The organism is Streptomyces sp. NBC_01478, assembly GCF_036227225.1.
GTDB lineage: Bacteria > Actinomycetota > Actinomycetes > Streptomycetales > Streptomycetaceae > Streptomyces.
The window spans coordinates 6,266,044-6,284,939 of record NZ_CP109444.1 but is presented as its reverse complement, the minus strand read 5'-3'; the positions used below and the strand labels follow the sequence as shown (position 1 = coordinate 6,284,939).

13 protein-coding genes, 1 tRNA gene and 1 pseudogene are annotated in these 18,896 nt (G+C 70.4%); 7 read left to right on the top strand and 8 right to left on the bottom strand.

Annotation, left to right across the window (positions count from 1 at the left end; genetic code table 11):
• Together dcd and OG223_RS28485 are read right to left on the bottom strand one after the other, a co-directional pair.
• Positions 1-576 (bottom strand): dCTP deaminase, encoded by a 576-nt coding sequence (gene dcd / locus OG223_RS28490; RefSeq protein ID WP_329254500.1) that lies wholly within the window; start codon positions 574-576, stop codon positions 1-3.
• Between the two features lie 81 nt (positions 577-657).
• Entirely contained in the window at positions 658-780 is a 123-nt protein-coding gene (locus OG223_RS28485; RefSeq protein WP_329265930.1) for a hypothetical protein, read from the bottom strand.
• Positions 781-1,089: 309 nt separating this feature from the next.
• On the opposite strand from OG223_RS28485, the gene OG223_RS28480 reads away from it, so the two are divergent.
• A tRNA-Gly gene (locus tag OG223_RS28480) sits at positions 1,090-1,163 on the top strand.
• 250 nt (positions 1,164-1,413) lie between these two features.
• On the opposite strand, the pseudogene OG223_RS28475 reads toward OG223_RS28480, so the two are convergent.
• The 3 genes and pseudogenes from OG223_RS28475 to OG223_RS28460 all read right to left on the bottom strand — a co-directional run.
• Positions 1,414-1,632, bottom strand: a pseudogene (locus tag OG223_RS28475) (XdhC family protein); the annotation flags it as partial.
• 347 nt (positions 1,633-1,979) lie between these two features.
• Positions 1,980-2,366, bottom strand: a complete 387-nt coding sequence (locus OG223_RS28465) for a winged helix-turn-helix transcriptional regulator (RefSeq protein WP_329254497.1) — start codon at positions 2,364-2,366, stop codon at positions 1,980-1,982.
• Positions 2,367-2,647: 281 nt separating this feature from the next.
• Positions 2,648-3,325, bottom strand: a complete 678-nt coding sequence (locus OG223_RS28460) for an SDR family NAD(P)-dependent oxidoreductase (protein WP_329254494.1) — start codon at positions 3,323-3,325, stop codon at positions 2,648-2,650.
• A 183-nt stretch (positions 3,326-3,508) separates the two neighbouring features.
• On the opposite strand from OG223_RS28460, the gene OG223_RS28455 reads away from it, so the two are divergent.
• The 3 genes from OG223_RS28455 (at position 3,509) to OG223_RS28445 (ending at position 8,638) form a co-directional block, all read left to right on the top strand.
• Complete coding sequence (locus tag OG223_RS28455; RefSeq protein WP_329254491.1) at positions 3,509-4,210, top strand: TetR/AcrR family transcriptional regulator; 702 nt, start codon at positions 3,509-3,511, stop codon at positions 4,208-4,210.
• 403 nt (positions 4,211-4,613) lie between these two features.
• Positions 4,614-5,822, top strand: coding sequence for an MFS transporter (locus OG223_RS28450; protein WP_329254487.1), 1,209 nt, complete (start codon positions 4,614-4,616; stop codon positions 5,820-5,822).
• Between the two features lie 155 nt (positions 5,823-5,977).
• Positions 5,978-8,638 (top strand): WD40/YVTN/BNR-like repeat-containing protein, encoded by a 2,661-nt coding sequence (locus OG223_RS28445; RefSeq protein ID WP_329254485.1) that lies wholly within the window; start codon positions 5,978-5,980, stop codon positions 8,636-8,638.
• Between the two features lie 39 nt (positions 8,639-8,677).
• Here OG223_RS28445 and OG223_RS28440 read toward each other — a convergent pair whose 3' ends face one another.
• Together OG223_RS28440 and OG223_RS28435 are read right to left on the bottom strand one after the other, a co-directional pair.
• On the bottom strand, positions 8,678-9,049 hold the full coding sequence (locus tag OG223_RS28440) for an acetyl-CoA synthetase (RefSeq protein ID WP_329254482.1): 372 nt from the start codon (positions 9,047-9,049) through the stop codon (positions 8,678-8,680).
• Positions 9,050-9,350: 301 nt separating this feature from the next.
• The gene (locus OG223_RS28435) at positions 9,351-9,587 is read right to left on the bottom strand and encodes a hypothetical protein (RefSeq protein WP_329254480.1); all 237 of its coding nucleotides are present in this window, start codon (positions 9,585-9,587) and stop codon (positions 9,351-9,353) included.
• A 217-nt stretch (positions 9,588-9,804) separates the two neighbouring features.
• Between OG223_RS28435 and OG223_RS28430 the strand changes: the two genes are divergently transcribed.
• Both OG223_RS28430 and OG223_RS28425 read left to right on the top strand, forming a co-directional pair.
• Positions 9,805-10,629 carry a helix-turn-helix domain-containing protein gene (locus OG223_RS28430; protein ID WP_329254477.1) on the top strand — a complete coding sequence of 275 codons (825 nt, stop codon included), beginning with the start codon at positions 9,805-9,807 and terminating at the stop codon, positions 10,627-10,629.
• Positions 10,630-10,806: 177 nt separating this feature from the next.
• Positions 10,807-12,972, top strand: coding sequence for a protein kinase domain-containing protein (locus OG223_RS28425; RefSeq protein ID WP_329254474.1), 2,166 nt, complete (start codon positions 10,807-10,809; stop codon positions 12,970-12,972).
• A 58-nt stretch (positions 12,973-13,030) separates the two neighbouring features.
• Here the strand turns inward: OG223_RS28425 and OG223_RS28420 are convergent, their stop codons facing one another.
• Positions 13,031-15,997: an FG-GAP-like repeat-containing protein gene (locus OG223_RS28420; RefSeq protein ID WP_329254472.1), complete on the bottom strand. Its 2,967-nt coding sequence runs from the start codon at positions 15,995-15,997 to the stop codon at positions 13,031-13,033.
• Positions 15,998-16,374: 377 nt separating this feature from the next.
• Between OG223_RS28420 and OG223_RS28415 the strand changes: the two genes are divergently transcribed.
• The gene (locus tag OG223_RS28415) at positions 16,375-18,843 is read left to right on the top strand and encodes a glycoside hydrolase family 2 TIM barrel-domain containing protein (RefSeq protein ID WP_329254469.1); all 2,469 of its coding nucleotides are present in this window, start codon (positions 16,375-16,377) and stop codon (positions 18,841-18,843) included.
• Positions 18,844-18,896: the final 53 nt, after the last annotated feature.

Here is an 18,896-nt window from a genome sequence, read left to right as displayed (position 1 = left end):
TCACACCTGCGTCCGGTGGAAGTTGAGGAAGGAACGGGAGGCGGTGGGCCCGCGCTGCCCCTGGTAGCGGGAGCCGTAGCGCTCGCTCCCGTACGGGAACTCGGCCGGTGAGCTGAGCCGGAACAGGCACAGTTGGCCGATCTTCATGCCGGGCCAGAGCTTGATGGGGAGCGTCGCGAGATTCGACAGCTCCAGCGTCACGTGCCCGGAGAAGCCGGGGTCGATGAAACCGGCGGTGGAGTGCGTGACGAGCCCGAGCCGGCCGAGGGAGGACTTCCCTTCGAGGCGGGAGGCGAGGTCGTCGGGGAGCGATACGACCTCGTAGGTCGAGGCGAGGACGAACTCGCCGGGGTGGAGGATGAACGGCTCGTCACCCTCCGGCTCCACCAGCCGCGTCAGATCCGCCTGTTCGACGGAGGGGTCGATGTGGGGGTAGCGGTGGTTCTCGAACACCCGGAAGTAGCGGTCGAGGCGCACGTCGACACTCGACGGCTGCACCATGGATTCGTCGTAGGGATCGATCCGGACCCGCCCGGCGTCGATCTCGGCCCGGATGTCCTTGTCTGAGAGAAGCACGCCCCGAGGATACGCAAGACGCGCGGACCGACCACAATCGGACGGACCCGCGCGCCAGCGACTACTGCCTTGCTCCTACTTCTACTGCTTCTCCAAGGTCACCAGCACCACGCTGCGGAGCCGGGCACACCGCGGACACCGCACGAGCCGGCCGGGGCCGAGCCGCTCCGCCTGCTGCATCGGGAACGAAGCGGTACTGAACACGTGCCCATCGGCACATCGGACGACGGTGCGCTCCATCAAGTCCATGAGTCCCTTCCCCAAGAGCCGCGTCCGGCTGCTGCTCGCCGGACGCCAAATGCCACATTACGGGATGAAAGGAACGACTCTCCAGGCGGCACTCCGGTCCCACCCAGACCCTCTTCCACGCGTCCACCGTACGCCCCAACTCCGGCCCGCCGCAGCCGTGTCCGCCCTCCGAAACACGACCGGGCCCCCGCGGCCTCAGCGCCAGGGACCCGACATGCGGTACAGTGACAGAGCGTTCCGACACCGGTTCAACCGGCGTCTCACGCGGGTGTAGTTTAGTGGTAGAACATCAGCTTCCCAAGCTGAGAGTGCGAGTTCGATTCTCGTCACCCGCTCCAGGATTTGCCCCCAGGTCAGTGGCCTGGGGGTTGTTTGTTGTCTAGTCCAATTCGAGGGCGGCGCGCCCTTGGCGTGCCCTAAGTGCAGGTGGGAGGCGCCGCCGGAGTCTCCTCGGGGCTCGATTTTCGAGGCGGAGAGGCAACTCGTCTCAAATCGCGAGACGCCTTTCTAGTGACCCACGCCACAGAGCGTTCGCCTGCGTCCGAAGTCGCTTACGCAAAGGGACAGTTGCGCCCAACCTGGTTCCCGTCAGCCGACGGCGACTGTGCGCCAGTGGATCGGAGCCGTGCCCCGGCTGAGCGGCAGTCCCGTGCCGCGGCGGGCGTGGGCGATGATCTCCACCGTGATGGAGATGGCTGTCTCCTCGGGCGTACGCGCTCCGAGGTCCAGGCCGATCGGGGAGCGCAGCCTGGACAGGTGTGCCTCGGGCACGCCGGCCTTGCACAGGAGGTGGAGGCGTTCGGTGTGAGGCTGAGCGCGTCCGCAGTCGGCGGGACGCCGCCCGGGGTGGCCGCCGCGATCCCGTACCCGGCCTCCTTGAAGTCCGCGTACGGGCCAAGCGCCTCCTCGGCCCAGAATCCGGCCGGCTGCTTCGTGCCGTCAGCCAGCGTCCAGTGGTCAGGCGGCGGTGATCAGAAGGAGGATCTTGGTCATGGGGAACCCCTTGAGGTAGTGAGGGTCAGCCGTTCAGGAGCTGGTGGAGTACGTGGCTGTCCTCGGCCTGCTGGAGGTGGGCGAGCCGGTCGTCGCGGAGCGGCCGCACGCCGACCGCCGAGTGGTTCCTGGTCATTGCCGCCGTCCTCGGACGTACGGTTTCAGCGGTCGGCCGGCCGACTCGGCTCCGGGAGATGGATCTTCGCCCACTCCGCAAGTTCTTTGAGCGCGGGCTCCAACGCCGCGCCCGCTTCGGTCAGTTGGTAGGACACCCGTAGCGGCGGCCCCTCGTCCACTTCGCGCACGACAAGTTCCGTGGCGGCAAGCTCGGTCAGCCGGTTGGAGAGCATGCGCTCGCTGATTCCGGGGATCGCCCGGCGCAGGTCGGCGAAGTACGCCGGCCCCGCAGTCAGTACGGACATGATGGGGCCGTTCCAGCGCTTTCCGAGGAGTTGGAAGACGCGTGTGATGCCCTCGTCGACCTGGGTACGGGTCTCCGCGTCGTGGCGGGCTGCGCTCTCGCGGGCCCAGTGCGTCGGCCGCTTCATACGCCGGGTGCGGCGTAGAGGTATCCATGGGCGGTGTGCCGACAGAAGCCCTCGCCAGAACAGCGGTCCCAACTGGTCTGCCTGGAAAGGTGGTTCACCATACGAAATGCCCCCGCACCCGGCGTGCGCAGTGCTCGGACGGCGGAACATGGCCCGCTCGGGAGCGGCGGAAGCCACGGCGTGATCTCGCGGTCGCCCGCGCAGGTCATGACTTCTCCTCGCCGGGCAGATGCTGGGACGACGTGGGGTGTGGTGCTCCTGGCAGGACGATCAGCCGTGGGTCAGCCTCCGAAGACTCGCTCGGCCTGGTCGCGGTCGGTGGTGTGCAGCTCCCAGTAGACGGGGGAGATCTCCTCGGGCTGGGCCGTCGGGAACCCGGGGACGGCCGGGGTGCCGATCGACACGTCGATGCCGACATGAGCGGCCTGGATGCCGGTACCGTCCAGCTCCTTGTGCAGGTTGATCACCCAGTTGCGGAGCGCCGCCGCGGCCGCGTTGACATTGCCGACCTGCGGAGCGGGGTCGATGGAACCGGCGCCGGTGGTGTAGAGCAGGGTGCCCGCGCCGGCCTCCCGCATCGCGGGCAGAACCTCCTTGGTCGCGGCGATGGCTCCGTAGAGCTGGAACTCGATCTCGTGCTGCACATGGGACGGTTCGGTGTCCGCAGGAGTGGTCAGGACGGTGGAGCCGAAGGTGCCGACCGGGGAGTACTCCAGGACGTCGATCCCACCGAACTGCGTGGCGGCGTCCTTCAGTGCCTGGGCGAGGGCGTCACGGTCCAGCACGTCTGCCGGAAACGCGGCGGCGGTGATGCCTTCGGCGGTGAGTGTGCCGACGAGATCGTCGAGCTTGGTGCGGTTGCGGGCGATCAGGGCGACGTCGTAGCCCTGGGAGCCGAAGGTACGGGCGATGGCCAGGCCCAGCTGGGGGCCGGCTCCGACAATGGCGATGCTGGTCACAGCGATCCTTTCGTGCGACGTCCGCCGAGGAGACGGACGTCGTTGAAGAGATGAGGAGATGAGGAGATGAGTGGCGATACGGAATGAGCTATCCGTTTCGAGATCCGGATAGCCCTTTCCGATTCACTGCAACCACCGTAGCACACGAAACGGATAGGGCTTTCCGATTGCTAGACTGCCCTCATGAACCCCGGCGACCAGCACTCCGACGCCCCCGCCGCCCAGCCTGTGCGCAGTGACGTCGAGCGCAACCGGGGGCGGATCCTCGCCGCCGCGCGCACCGTGTTCGGACGCGACGGCCTGAGCGCCTCGATGGCTTCCGTGGCCCGCGAGACAGGTGTCGGGATCGCCACCGTCTTCCGTCACTTCCCCACGAAGGAAGCGCTGGTCGCAGCCGTCTTCTCCGATCGCATGGACGCCTACGCCGACGCGGTCGCCACCGCCCTCGAAGACCCCGACCCCTGGCACGGTTTCACCGGCTACATCGAGGCCGCCTGCGCGATGCAGGCCGCCGACAGCGGCTTCGCCGACGTACTGACCATGACATTCCCCACCGCCAGGGCCATGGAGAAGCGCCGGAACGAGGCGTACGAGGGCATGGTGGAACTCATCGGCCGCGCCAAGGCCACGGGCCGGCTGCGCGAGGACTTCGACCCCTCGGACCTGGTACTGCTGCACATGGCCAACCTCGGCGTCGTCAACGCCTGCGGCGACGCCGCTCCCGACGCCTGGCGACGCGTCGTAGCCCTGATGATCCAGTCCTTCGAGGCCCCGGCCCGGGCCCCCCTTCCCGCCTCGCCCGCGCACGACGACCTCTACAGGGCCATGCTCCGCGCCCTGCCGGCAGGCGACACCGTCGCGCGGAAGCCCGACCCGAGCATCTGACCTTCCGGCCCCCTCCACCGACCAGGGGAGGGCGACAGACGCGGCACGGGCTCACAGGTGGAGTCGGCCGGCAGGCATCGCCATGGCGAGTCCGGCACGTGAGCCGTCGCGACAATGGGCACTCGACGCTCTGCTCGCCGGTCCGGAGGACCCTCGCGATCTGCTTGTTCGTCAGCCCCTTGGAGACGAGCGCCCCGAACTCACCCAGGAAACCCCCAGGTCGATGACCCGGGGGTTCTTTGTTGTCCGGACCGGTGGGCGGGGCGCGCACCACAGCCGCACCATGGTCGACAGCCGCACCATGCGGGCGGGGCGGTCCGCCGAGCAGGTCGCGATGGTCTTGCGTGGGCCCGAAAGCCGTCCCGCCCATGGCGCTCCACCGCTTCCTGGAGATCCTGTACCCGTGACCGATCCCGGCAGCACCCCGCCACCGACCCGACGCCGCCCCGCGTGGCTGACCCGCAACGTCAAGGTGCTGTGCGGGGTGTCCTTTCTCCAGGACGCGGCCAGCGAACTCCTCTATCCGATCCTGCCGATCTTCCTGACCGTGGTGCTCGGCGCCCCGCCCGTCGCGGTCGGTGCCATCGAGGGAGCGGCCGAGGGCGCCGCCTCGATCACCAAGGTGGCCGCCGGGCGCCTGGCCGACAGGTTCGCCCGCCGTCCGCTGATCGGTGCCGGATACGGCCTGGCCGCGGTCGGCAAACTGCTCATCGCGCTCGCGTCCGCCTGGCCGCTGGTCCTCGTCGCCAGGGTCACCGACCGGCTCGGCAAGGGCATGCGCGGGGCGCCTCGCGACGCCCTGCTCGTGGAAGGCGTTCCGAGCGGACAGCGCGGCAAGGTGTTCGGGCTGCACCGGGCGGCCGACACCGCCGGCGCGGTGGTCGGCCCGCTCGTCGGGCTGGTCCTGTACGAGGCGCTCGACCACCGGTTGCGCCCGCTGTTCTGGATCGCAGTGATCCCCGCCGTCGCATCGGTCGCGCTGGTCGCCGCCGTCCGCGACCCCCGGGCCAAGGGGACGGACGGCTCCTCGACGCCGACCGCACGCACGCCCCGGCGGTCCCTGCCCCGCCCCTACTGGCGGGTCCTCACGGTGCTGCTCGCCTTCAACCTGGTCAACTTCCCCGACGCGCTCCTGCTGTTGCGCGCCCACGAACTGGGCCTGTCGACAGCCGGGGTGGTGGGCGCGTACGCGGTCTACAACTTCGTCTACGCCGCCCTGTCCTACCCCGCGGGAGCACTGTCGGACCGGCTCCCCCGCCCGCTGGTCTTCGCCACCGGTCTGGTCTTCTTCGCGATCGGCTACCTGGGCCTAGGCCTGATCCACAGTCCCTGGGCTGTGTTCGTGGTGCTGCCGCTCTACGGCGGTTTCGCCGCCTGCACCGACGGGGTCGGCAAGGCCTGGATCTCCACGCTCGTCCCCGACCACCAACAGGGCACCGCGCAGGGCCTTTTCCAGGGCGCCACCGGCGCCGCCGTCCTGCTCGCGGGCGTGTGGGCCGGGCTCGCCTGGGGCGCCGACGGCCACCTTCCGCTGCTGATCTCCGGCGGCATCGCACTGGTCCTCGCCGGTGTGCTGCCGGTCGTCGCCCGCGCGCGGACCGCGGCGCTCTGACCCGGAGCCCCGATGAAGACGCGATGAACGGGTCTGCTTCCGGCCATCGATAGTGACAGGTTCTGGTCAAGGGCTGTCCAAATGCCGGACTCCTCCCGCCCCCGGTGGTCGGGTCGTCCCCAACGGCTGTATCCGTGCCCGCCCGGGAGGACCTGGTGTCAGTACCGACCCGCAAGAGACGTTGGTTCACGATCTGCGCCATCACCGCATCCGCCGCACTCGTGGCGATACCCGCCGGCGCCGCGCCCGGTGGGGACAGCAGCCCCTTCGGGGCCCGCGCACTGGCTCAACTGGCCGCCGAACGAGGGCAGTCGGTGGGTACCGTCAGCCCGAAGGCCAAGGCGGACGACGACGGCGGTGACGACGGCAACGAGGCCGACGAGATAGCCGAGGGCGCGGACCAGTACGCCGAGGCCCGCACCTCACCCGGCATCGTCGCACCCGGCGCGTACGGCGCCGCCTGGACGAGTCTGGCCAACCTGCCCAGCACCGGTGGCAGTTGGCGCAACATCACGAACCTGCCGTACAACTCCGACGACCCGCGCTACCGCGACTACGACTCCAACTCCAGCGGCGGCTCGGGCAATGTGACCGGCCGGATGGCCGCGATGGCCGCCGACGACGACGGGTACGTGTACGCGGGCAGCGCGGGCGGCGGAGTGTGGCGCTCCCGTACCGGAGGCGGCCGTTGGCAGCCCATCAGCGACCAACTGCCCGCCCAGTCCACCGGCGCGCTCGCGCTGGACGGCGCCGGTCGGCTGTGGCTGGGCACCGGCGAGGCGACGACCAACGCGGACGCGTATCTCGGCAGCGGGGTCTACGTCCTGTCGAACCCCCGTCACGGCACGTTCTCCTCCCGCAGCCGGGTCGGCGGCGACGAGCTGGAGTCCACCACCATCCACGAACTGCGCTTCGGCGGCGGCAAGGTGTGGGCGGCGACCAGCGAGGGCGTGTGGAGCCACTCCACGAAGAAGCTGAGCGGCGCCTGGAAGCTGGAGTTCGCGCCCAACCCCGCCTATCTGCCGGGCGGTTCACTCGCGAGCGACGCCTCGGCCGCGTACAAGAACATCGCCAACGACATCGCGATCGACCCGAAGGACCCCTCGAAGGTCGTCCTCGCGGTCGGCTGGCGCAGCGGTGACGACTACAACGGCTTCTACACCAAGGGCTCCGACGGCAGTTGGACCCGCATCACCAGCGGCCTGGGCGACCTGCCGGCCGACGCGGACAACGTCGGCAACGTCACCTTCGCCCGCTCCGCCGACGGCTCGCGCTACTACGCCATCGACCAGTCCCCGGAGCAGCTCAACACCAACCCGGACAGCGGCCTGGAAGGCATCTACGTCTCCAAGTCCGGTTCTCCCACCGGACCTTGGACGAAGATCGCCGACTACCAGGGCCTGGCCGCCGACGGTTCGGCGCTCACCTCCAGCGGCTACATGCCCGGCGTGCAGGCCTGGTACAACCAGTTCCTGACCGTCGACCCCGCGAACGCGGAGCACGTGTACGCGGGCCTGGAGGAGGTCTACGAGACCAAGGACGGCGGCACCAACTGGTCCACGGTCGGCCCGTACTGGAACTTCGGCTTCCCCTGCTGGAGCATCGACCCCACCAAGCAGACGGGCGACTGCAGCCCGACCACCCACTCCGACCAGCACGGCGTCGCGATCGGCAGCTACCACGGCAAGAGCTTCGTCTACGTCGGCAACGACGGCGGCGTCTACAAGCGCCCGCTCGACGGCTCGCAGGACGCCTCCGGGCACGCCACCGACTGGACCTCGCTCAACGACGGCACCATCGACACCCTCCAGTACTACTCGGTCGGCGTCGGCAAGGACCTGACCTACGGCGGTGTCTCCGTCACCGGCGGCCTCCAGGACAACGGCCAGTCGATCCTGCGCAGCAATGACACGGTGATGGGCTCCAACTTCGGCGGTGACGGCGGCGACACGCTCACCGATCCGGCCAACGGCTGCAACATCGCGGAGGAGTACGTCTACCTCTCGATCCAGGTGACCCAGAACTGCGCCATCAACGACGGGAGTTGGGTCACCGACCCCAGCAAGATCACGTCGTACAACGTCGCCCCCGCCGACAACGCCACCGGCGAGGCCCGCTTCATCGCCCCGATCACGGCCGACATGAAGAACAGCTCGACCTGGATCGCCGGCGGCCGTCACATCTGGGTCCAGACCCACGGCTACGCCATCCGCAGCGGCGACGAGTGGACCAGCGTCTACGACCTCGGCGCCGGACGCACCGCGACCGCCGTCGCGGCCTCGGGCGGCAAGGTGTACGCGGCCTGGTGCGGCCCCTGCAACAACCAGGGCTTCGCCCGCGGCATCTCCGTCGGCAACGCGGACGGCACCGGCTGGCACGACATCACCCTCCCGGCGACCGGCGCGGACGGCACCGTACCCAACCGCTACCTCGCCGGCTTCGCCGTCGACCCGAAGAACGCCGACCACGTCTACCTCGCGGTCAACGGCTTCTCCCGGCACTGGACCGAGGGTCCCGGCGCCGGCGTCGGCCACGTCTTCGAGTCCACCGACGGCGGCACCACCTGGAAGGACATCTCGAAGAACCTCCCCGACGTGCCGACCAACTCCGCGGTCGTCACATCGAACGGCGGCCTCGCCGTCGCCACCGACCTCGGCGTCGTCTACCGCGCGCCGGGCCGTACGACCTGGGAGCGCGTCGGGAACCTCCCGGCCGTCGCCGTACTCCAGTTGAAGCTGAGCCCGGACGGCAGGACGCTGTACGCGGCCACGCACGGCCGCGGCATCTACACGATCGACGTGCGCAACTGCCGCTGACGCGGCGGCAGTCGGAGGGGTGATCCCGGGTCTCCGGGGTCACCCCTGCGTCGTGTACGGCACCACACTCACGTGCAGCGTGAAGGCGACCCGCGCCGCACCCGCCACATCCGGCGCCTTCGCCGACGCGGTGACGTCCGCCGTACCGCCCCTCGTCCCCGCACACCGCAGCGAGGCGTGGGCCGTACCGTCCGCGTCCACCCGCCATCCGGACGCCAGGAGGAGAGCCGGCGCGGAACTCCGCACGGCCGTCCACCGCTTGTCGTCCGGGCGAGGCCGCAGGACGAGCGACACCACGGTCCCGGGCCGCACACAGAGCCGCTGTACGACCGCGTCACCGGGACTGACGGTGACCTCCGCGTGCCCGGCGGCACAGCTCCCCGGCGAAGTGGAGGAGCCGGTGGCCGACACCGACGGGCTTCCCGCGGTCGCACCGGCGGACGGCGCCGCCGGCGTATGCGTCGACGCACTGGCCGACGGCCCCGCCGAGTCACCGCTGCGCGACGACCCTCCCACCGATCCACCACCTTCCGACGCGTGGCACCCCGCCAGGACAACCGCCACGGCGACCGTCCATCCTCCGGCCCACCACCGCATCCCAGCACCTCCCGGCCCGCACGCAGGACCACCAGCATGCCCCGACGACGCCGGGCTTGTGTGGTGGAGGGGTCTTTCGGCGGCCTCGGCGACGGCTACCGCGACGCGGTCCTCGCTAGGCCTCGCTCTCCGTCACGCCGGGCCGCTGGTCCGGATCGCCCGGGCGGGAGGCCTCGGGCGGGGCGAGCGCGTAGCCGGAAACCAGGCCTGCCACTGCCAGAAGGCAGTTCAGGTAGACCTCCGTCGGCTGTGCTGTGCCGTTGACCGCCATGATCAGAACGATCCCGGTCACGAGCACGGCAAGAAATGTCATGTAGTGGCGGCGGAGCGACATCCTCAGGTCGATCGGCATGCTTGCTCACCTTCCCCGTCTTTTCCTCGGCTGGAGCTGTCGGCCATTCGACCAGCCGTCCCACCACGCGGTCCAAGGATTCCTGCGCAGTCCGGCTTTCTCGGAAGCATCGGAAGAATTCGGGCTTCTTCGGTGGGATTCGGTGAAGTTCGGCGGGTGCCGGGCGAGAGTGGGACGATCGCGGTCGTCGGACCTGGCGAGGCTCTTGGGGGGAACCATGGACGCCCACCTGCGCGGCGCGCCGTTACCCGTGCGGCAGTTCGCGTCGGAGCTGCGCCGGTTGCGTATCGCCAAGGGGAACCTTCAGATCAAGACGATCGCCGCGCGGGCGCAGTGCAGTCCGTCGACGGTCTCCGAGGCCCTCAGCGGGCATCGGCTGCCCGGCGAGATGGTCACCCGCCGCCTGGTCGCCGTACTGGGCGGGGACTGGAGCCAGTGGCAGGCGCTGTGGCGTGAGGCCAGGACGGAACTGGACACGCTCAAGCGGGAGGGGCCCGAGGCGCCGGTGGAAGCGCTGCGGGCCGAGATGGTGCGCTACCCGGACCCGACCTCCTTCTACCGCGCCATCGCCGACCGGGTCCGGACGGCTCGCCGCGAGATCCGGCTCACCTACGTGCGGCTCCACCCGCCCGGTCACTGGGGAGCGGCGGAAGTGGCGGAGTACTTCAGCACGGTGCTGGAGTGGGCCAGGGACCACTCCGGTGCGGGTGCCAGTGTCCGGCGCATCATCGGTGTTCCCGAGCGCAACGGAGCGCCCCGGGCGGACTACTTGCAATGGCTGCGCGAACACCAGGAGGAAACGACGGACATCTACTCCTACGAGGCGCGCGTCATGCCCTGGACCGCCTCCTGCGCCTGGCACAACACCGGCCTCGTGGACGACTCCGTCACTTTTCTGTCCTTCTCCGGTGCCGGCCGTCAACAACTGACGGGATTCAGCGTGGAGGGGTCGGCCTTCCTGACGTACTTCGCGGACAGCTTCGACCAGGCGTGGGGCGCGCTGGAGCCGCTGGAGGCGTATGTGGCACGCCACTGCCGTTGACGGGGGAGCACGAGGCCGTCGCCGTGCGGGGGCTCACTCGTCCCCCGTCCCCTCGGACTTCGACATCGGCCGCCCGGTCAGGAGTTGAGCCCTCGTCCGGACGGGCGAACCGTCGCGCGGATCAGGCCCTACTCTGATCCCCGTGACGTAGGCAGGCCCTGGGAAGGATGATCGGCGATGACGCCCCTGAACACCGGGGACCCGGAGTCCATAGGCGGCTACACCCTTCTCGGTCGGCTCGGGGCGGGCGGCATGGGGGTCGTCTATCTGGGAGTCTCCCCCTCGGGACGGCAGGTCGCGGTCAAGGTCGTGCGCGGGCCGTATGCCCAGGAGGAGGAGTTCCGGACGCGCTTCCGGCAGGAGATCGAGGCGGCGCGCAGAGTGAGCGGCGCCTTCACCGCGCCTGTCGTGGACGCCGACCCGGACGCCGGCCAGCCGTGGATGGCGACGCTCTACGTGCCGGGGCTCAACCTCGCCGAAGTCGTGCGGAAGGACGGCCCGTTGAGCCTGCGGGAACTGCGCGCGCTGGGGCTGGGGCTCACCGAGGCGCTGCGCGACATCCGGCGGGCGGGCCTGGTGCACCGGGACCTCAAACCGGGCAACGTCCTGATGACCGAGGACGGGCCGCGCGTCATCGACTTCGGCATATCGCGGGCTTCCGAGCACCAGAGCCTCACCACGACCGGGCGGATGATCGGCACTCCGCCCTTCATGTCACCGGAGCAGGTGTCCTCTCCCCGGGACGTCACCCCGGCCTCGGACGTGTTCTCGCTGGGGTCGCTGCTGGTGTTCGCGGCCGTCGGCACGGGACCGTTCGACGCCGACAGCCCGTACATCACCGGCTATCAGGTGGTGTTCGGGACCCCTGACCTCGACGGCGTGCCCGAAGCGCTCCTCGGCATCGTCGAGCGCTGCCTGGACAAGGACCCGGCCGCACGGCCGGAACTGACGGACATTCACCGCATGCTCCAGGCGCTGCCGGAATCGGACGCCATCGGGTCCCCGAGGACCGGGCCGTCCGCGAAACCCCTGCGCGACTCCATGTCCCGGAGCGCACCCGCCACCCCGGCCGCAACCCCCGCGGACGCCACGACCGGCATCGGTACCGGCGGGCGACGCCGGGCCCGGACACTGCTCACCGGCCTCGGTGCGGTGCTGGCCGTCACGGGGCTGTGCGTCGGAGTGGGGGTCTTCGTGTCCGACTCGGACACCGCCACCACCGCTGCCACCACCGCCACCGCCACCGCCCGGGCCGCGGCACTGCCCGCCAACTGGCGGCCGTGGCAGACGCGGTTGCGGTACGACGTGAAAGGCATCCCGCTCGACTACGACGGCCCCGGATGCGTGGCGGAGGGAAGCGCCCTGTTCTGCGGCGGTACGGGTTTCACGGCCGCCCGGATCGACGCGGCCTCCGGCCGCATCCGGTGGCGGACCGGCACCCGCCCGCAGGGGGCGCAACCGATCGGCGTCCGCGACGGGCTGGTCTACGTGTACGAGGATCCGGACGACAACACCAGGCGCGTGGTGGCTGTCGACGCCACGACCGGACAGCGGCGGTGGCAACGCGACATCAACAAGTCCGAGGACCCGGTCCTGTACGACGGCGGACTGCTGACCATGTCTCCCGACTACTCGTCGTTCGTGGCCTACGGGCCGTCCGGCAAGGAACTGTGGCAGGCGCCCTCGCTGGACGAGTACTGCACTCCGTCGGCGCTGGGAGGCGTCCCCTACGCCCTGTGCTCGCAGGGCAACGAGCCAGGCCAGGCCCCGGTCGAGCTGATGACGCTCGGACCCGACAGCCTGGCCGAGACGGCCACGCTGCCCAGGAAGGCGGAAGCGCTCGGCGCCGTCGGCGGGCAGCCCCTGTTCCTCGCCCCCCAGACCGCGAAGGACGTGTACGAAGCGGGGTACGAACGGCCGTACAACGCGCTGTTGCGGGTGACCCCGGAGACCGGGCAGGTCAGACGGATACCGCTGGCGCGTCCGCTGACCGGCGCGGCCACTCTCGTGGACGGCGTCGTGTACTTCGTCCGGTCCGACGGGACGGTCACCGCGGTGTCGGCGGACAGCGGCAAGCGGCTCTGGCAGCGGACGACGGACGTGGAGAGTCTGTCCGCGCCCGCGGTGTCGGCGACGTACAAAAGGGTCTATTTCTCCAACCGATTCGGCCGTCTGCTGGCGCTGGACAGCCGTACCGGGGCGGAGGTCTGGAGCACCTCCGCGCTGGACGACCCCGGGGACAAGGTGCAGAGCTATCCGCCGCGCGTGCTGCTCGTCAAGGACGCGATCGTGGCGACGGCCGGCGACACGGCCTTCTCCCGGAGCCCTGCCGGGCCCACCTGACCGGCCGTACCGGATCCGGCCGCGTGGCATGCGGCCGGATCCGGCGGGGCCGCCGGGATCAGGTCACGTACAGGTAGCTCTGCCAGTTCGTGGCGATCCGCGTACGGGCCGCGAAGGAACCCGCGCTCGTGCCGTTCAGCCGCCACAGCCGGCCGGCGGTGTCGCGGGCGACCAGGTCGGGGCGGCCGTCGCCGGTGAGGTCGCCGGGGACGGCGAGCATGTTGTACGCGGCGAAGCCCGAGGAGAGTCTGGTGCGGGGGGCGAGGCCGGACCCGCCGGTGCCGAGGAGCCGCCAGAGGACGCCGGCCTTGTCCTGAGCGATCACATCGCCGATGCCGTCACCATCGAGGTCGCCTGCGCCCACCAGCCGCTGATGGATCTGCTGGTTTGCGACGACCTTGACGCGGGTGCCGAGGCCGCCCGTCGCGGTGCCGGGGAAGGTCCACAGGACGCCTGCCGCGTCGCGTGCCAGCAGGTCGGCGCGGCCGTCGCCGGTCAGGTCGCCCGGCGAGGTCAGGACGTTGTAGGCGTTGAAACCGGTGCCGAGCAGGACGTGCGCGGACTTCGGGGAGATCGCCGTACCGCAGCCGCCGTCGTAACGCGTCAGCGCGCCGGCGGAGTCGCGGATCAGCAGGTCGGCGCAGCCGTCGCCGTTCATGTCGCCGAAGGGGACCGGGGAGGAGCCCCTCGGCCAGCCGCCCGCCAGCGCCTTGTGCGCCGAGTCGATCCCGCCGCGGCCGTCACCGGGCTGGATCGCCAGCCGTCCGGCGGTGTCCATCGTCACGACGTCGCCGACACCGTCCTTGCCGAAGTCGTGGCGCCGCGCGACCGACGACCACACCGCCAGCGAACCCGTCGCGGTCACGAGCTTGCCCGCGTGGTCGGCGGGCAGCGCGGTCAGCTTCCAGCGGTAGGTGCCCGTGGGGACCTTCCCGCCGTCGGTGCCGGTGCCGTCCCACGTCGCGGAGATCCTGCCGTTGGCCCGGCCGCCGGTGAGGGTACGGACGGTCTTCCCGCTGCCGTCGGCGATCGTCAGCTTCCAGCTCGCCGCCGGCCTCGACAGGTGCCACACCCCCGTGTACCGACTGCCGTCCGCACGCAGATCCACGCCGGCGGGGCTGTCGGTGGCGATGACGGCAAGGGAAGAGGTGGCGACCTGCGGCCACTTGACCGTCACGTCTCCCGCGTCGGTGAGGTAGGCGACGGGGCCGCCGAACCGGTCCACGGCCCAGAACCGCCCACGCCGGTCGGCGGAGGCGCCCACCTGGTCCTTCAGCGGGGCCAGTGCGCTGGTGCCCACGCGAGCGGCGGGAACCGCGCCGGGGAAGTAGGTGATCTCCAGCTCCGCCGCCGCCGTGTTCTGGCTGACGAGGTAGCCGTCGGCCAGTTCCGCGTAGCCGGACGGCACCGTGATCACGTGTTTCGTGGTGCGGTCGTAGACCCCGGCTTTCCCGTTGGGACCGCAGGACCAGTAGATCCACCGGCCCACCACCTGGATCTCCTCGGGTGTGCAGGGGGCGCCCACGGACACCGCGGAGCCGAGTGCCTTCATCGACGGCAGGGACACCGCGGAGACGGTGCCGCTCCTGCTGCCCGCGCTCCATAGCTGGTTGCCCCACAGGGAGGCGGCGTGCCAGTGGTCGGTGTGGCTCAGTTCCCTGGTTCCGTCGAGGACGTACTGGAACCGTGAGTCGGGGCGCTGAATGCTGTAGCTGCCGGATGCCGACAGCGTGGGCACCCAGCGTTCCGCGGTGGACCGGACGACGTCGCCCTCCCCGGTGCCGGCCAGCCGCAGGCACTCCCCGGTGCACTGCGAGTCGTAAGCGGGCTCGCCGTCCGGCGGGTGCCACCCGAGGTCGCCGACGTTCCGCGGGGGCGTGGCGTTGAGCGTGCCTCCCGCGGTCAGCGACAGGGAGGAGCCGGAGAGATACGTGGTCGCGCGGGAGACACCGCTCGGTACGTGCAGCGTGCCGGCCCGCAGTTGTCCCTGGTCGACCGCGATGCCGCCGACGTCGTACACCGTCTGCCGGGGCAGCGGTACGAGGACGCCGACGGCCGGGGTCCCGTCGGCGCCGAGCGAGATGCGCCGGACCGCCCAGTCGTCCGTGCCCGAGCCGCCCGCGACGTAGACGGCGCCGTCCGCCCCCATGACGGGCTGCATGTCGGACTGCGGAAGCAGGGTGCGGACCGGGCCGCCGGCGGCGGGCTGGGCCAGGATCCGGCCGTCGGCACCGGGGTAGACCGCCCAGTCGCCCACCAACTTCAGGCTGACCGAGGAATCCACCTTGAGGAGAGTCGGGGGCGCGTCCGGATGGTCGCGGTCGACGAGGTACTCGTGACCGTCGGTGTACGAGGAGTAGAGAACCCTGGTGGCGCTGAGCGACGCCACCTGCGTCGCGGAGGCGCCCTCCTCGGGCACCACGGTCAGGCGGGCGGTCGCGAAGTCCAGCAGCGCGTGGAAGCCGGTGGTGCCTCCGAAGTCGATGGCGGCTCCGCGGGAGTCCACCAGCGCTCTGCTGACGGTTCCCGGCAAGGGGTCCGGGACGCCGGACACCTGGTGGTCGACCGGCGTGCCGCCTGCCGCGGGGATCTCCAACAGGTGCAGCGACCATGTGCCGTGCGTGTTCCGCAGCGTCATCAGGCGGTTCCCGGTGAACACCGTCGTGGCCTTGTCACTGGCCGGCAGGTCGAACTGCACGGTCTTGCCGGTGTCGTAGTTCCGGATCCGGTAGGTGCGGGTGGTGCCGACCTGCTCCAGGCCGAAGCGGCCGTTGACGCCCCACAGGTAGCCGAGTTGGAGGGGCTTGGGCAGGCCGTTCACGTACGTGCCGTCCAGCCGCTCCCAGGTGAATTGCTCCCCGTAGGACAGGAAGCCGGAAGCGTCGGCGCTGATCGGGGCCGCCGTCTTCGTCTGCGGCCCCAACTCGCCCTTGAGGGTGACCGACGGCATCACCGCGCTGTCCGCGGCCGCGGACCCCACTCCCGCCCACGGCAGCAGCCCCGCCCCGACCGCCAGGATTGTCACGGCCGAGGCGACCGCCCCCGACCTGGTTCTTCGCCATCTTCGCCGACGTCTTTCGCGCGCCATGCGCCCCACCCCTGGTTCGTTGGTCCCTCGAACACGACGTGTGATCGGCTGAACACCGTGGACGGCGTTCAGCCGATGTGCCGACCATGTGACGCCCGGTCCCGGCGGAACGTTGTACGAGGACGGTGTGGCGTGCTGATCCGGTGCCCGTATCGGGGAAGCCGTCGGGCGGATCGCGGCCTCTGGTAGCGTGACTAGCACGTGCAAGTGATGATGCCGGTGCCGGTGTTGGTGCCGCTGCCGGGCGATCGACAAGAGGAAGCGGCCGTCGGGAGCCGACCCGCGGTGAACTCCCCGCGACTCACGGAGACGACATGATCCGCTCGTCCTTCAACGACAACTGGCAGACGCGGTCCAAGGTCAATCCCTTCGCCGAACTGTCCGGTACGAAAGCGCCGTTCAGGCCGGTGACGCTGCCGCACGACGCGATGATCGAGCGGGAGCGCTCCGCGCCCGGCGGCGAGGTCACGATGGAGGGGGGCGCCGGGGCGTACTTCCCGGGCGGGACCTACGAGTACCGCAAGACGTTCACCGTTCCCGAGGAACACCGGGGCAAGCGGATCCTCTTCGAGTTCGAGGGCGTGTACCGCGATGCCGTCGTGTACATCAATGGGGACTACGCCGGCCAACGGCCCTTCGGCTACTCGCACTTCCACATCGACGCCGGCCGTTTCCTGCGTTTCGGCGAGGACGGGGACAACGAGATCCGCGTCGAGGCCCGCACCCACCGCGACTCCCGCTGGTACACCGGCGCGGGCATCTACCGCGACACGTGGATGCTCGTCGGCGAGCTGGTGCGGATCGCGCCCGACGGGGTCCGTGTCACCACCCCGGACATCGACGCGGAACGGGCGGTGGTCGAGGTCGCGACGCGGGTCGAGAACGACTCGATCGCGATCCGTACGGTCGATGTCGTCACCGAGATCCGTGACGGCGGCGGGAGTGTCGTCGGGAGCGACGTCTCGAAGGTCACGGTGCTGCCGGGCGAGCCCGCGACGGTACGCCAACGCCTGTACGTCCGGGCTCCGTTGCTGTGGAGCACGGACACACCCGCCCTGTACACCGCCACCGTGACCCTGAAGGGCCTGGACGGCGAGAGCGTCACCTTCGGCATCCGTTCCCTGCGCCTGGACCCCGAGCACGGGCTGCGGATCAACGGCGGGACGGTCAAGCTGCGCGGCGCGTGTGTCCACCACGACAACGGAGTTCTGGGCGCCGCCACCTTCGCCCGCGCCGAAGAGCGGCGGGTCCAGCTCCTCAAGGACGCCGGGTTCAACGCGCTCCGCATGTCCCATCACCCCATGAGCAAGGCGATGTTGGACGCGTGCGACCGCCTCGGCATGCTCGTCGTCGACGAAGCCTTCGACGTGTGGACGTCCGGCAAGAGCGAGTTCGACTACAGCCTGGACTTCCCCGAGTGGTGGGAGCGCGACATCGAGGCGATGGTCGCCAAGGACATCAACCACCCCAGCGTCATCATGTACTCGATCGGCAACGAGATCCCCGAGACCGGCACCCCCTCCGGCGCCGCGCGGGGACGCCAACTCGCCGAGAAAGTGCGCTCGTTGGACCCCACGCGCTACGTCACCAACGCGGTGAACGGCATGCTCGCCGTCATGTCCGAGCTGACGGCGATGCGAGAGAACGCGCCGGCGGACGGCGCCGGCATCAACACCCTCATGGCCGACGCGGGCGACATGATGAACGCGATCAGCGCCTCCGCCCTCGTGACCGAGAAGACGGCCGAGTCCTTCGCCGTGCTCGACGTCGCCGGCATGAACTACGCCGAAGCCCGCTACGCCCTGGACCGCGACCTGTTCCCCCACCGCATCATCCTCGGCACCGAGACCTTCCCCACCCGCATCGACGGCAACTGGCGCCTGGTCGAGCAACTCGGCCATGTCATCGGCGACTTCACCTGGACCGGCTGGGACTACCTCGGCGAGGTCGGCATCGGCCGCCCCCAGTACCTCACCCCCGATGCCCCCCGCCCCTCGCACACCGCGCCCTACCCCCACCTCCTCGCGGGCTGCGGCGACCTCGACATCACCGGTCACCGCCGGCCCGCCTCCTACTACCGCGAGATCGTCTTCGGCCTGCGCACCGAGCCCTACATCGCGGTCCGCCGACCCGAGCACCACGGCAGGACCTGGGCGGGAACGCCGTGGGCATGGAGCGACACCGTCCCCTCCTGGACCTGGCCCGGCTGCACGGGCGAACCGATCACGATCGAGGTCTACGGCGACGCCGACGAGGTCGAACTCCTCGTGAACGGAGGCTCGTTGGGGCGCCGGCCGGTGGGCAGGGGGCACCGCTTCCGCACCGAGTTCGAGACGTCGTACGAGCCCGGCGAACTCCTCGCCGTCGCCTACCGCGACGGCGCCGAAACCGGTCGTACCGTCCTGCGTTCCGCCACCGGCCCGGTGCGACTGCGCGCCGAGGCCGACCGCCCGGTCATCACGGCGAACGGCGGCGACCTCGCGTACGTCACCCTCACCCTGACGGACCCGGACGGCACCCTCCACCCCGCCGCGGACCGCCCGGTGCGCCTCGAAGTCACCGGCGCGGGCGTCCTGTTGGGCTTCGGCAGCGCGGACCCGTCCACCGAGGAACGCTTCGACGCGACCGAACGCCGTACCTACGAGGGCCGCGCCCTCGCCGTCCTCCGCCCGACCGGCCCCGGCAAGATCCACCTCCTCGCCACCGCACCCGAATGCGACCCGGTCGACGTCGTGGTCACCGTCGAGCAGCGGCCTGCCGGACAGCACGTGCACCTACCCTGACGAGGAAACAAGGCACGGGAAACAAGGCACGGGACGGGCGACTCGTGAGGGAG

What these genes read in the sequence shown, in the direction of transcription:
- OG223_RS28425 (WP_329254474.1), top strand. Translation starts at nt 10,807, where the DNA reads ATGACGCCCCTGAACACCGGGGACCCGGAGTCCATAGGCGGCTACACC.
- OG223_RS28465 (WP_329254497.1), bottom strand. Translation starts at nt 2,366, where the DNA reads ATGAAGCGGCCGACGCACTGGGCCCGCGAGAGCGCAGCCCGCCACGAC.
- OG223_RS28455 (WP_329254491.1), top strand. Translation starts at nt 3,509, where the DNA reads ATGAACCCCGGCGACCAGCACTCCGACGCCCCCGCCGCCCAGCCTGTG.
- OG223_RS28435 (WP_329254480.1), bottom strand. Translation starts at nt 9,587, where the DNA reads ATGCCGATCGACCTGAGGATGTCGCTCCGCCGCCACTACATGACATTT.
- OG223_RS28430 (WP_329254477.1), top strand. Translation starts at nt 9,805, where the DNA reads ATGGACGCCCACCTGCGCGGCGCGCCGTTACCCGTGCGGCAGTTCGCG.
- OG223_RS28415 (WP_329254469.1), top strand. Translation starts at nt 16,375, where the DNA reads ATGATCCGCTCGTCCTTCAACGACAACTGGCAGACGCGGTCCAAGGTC.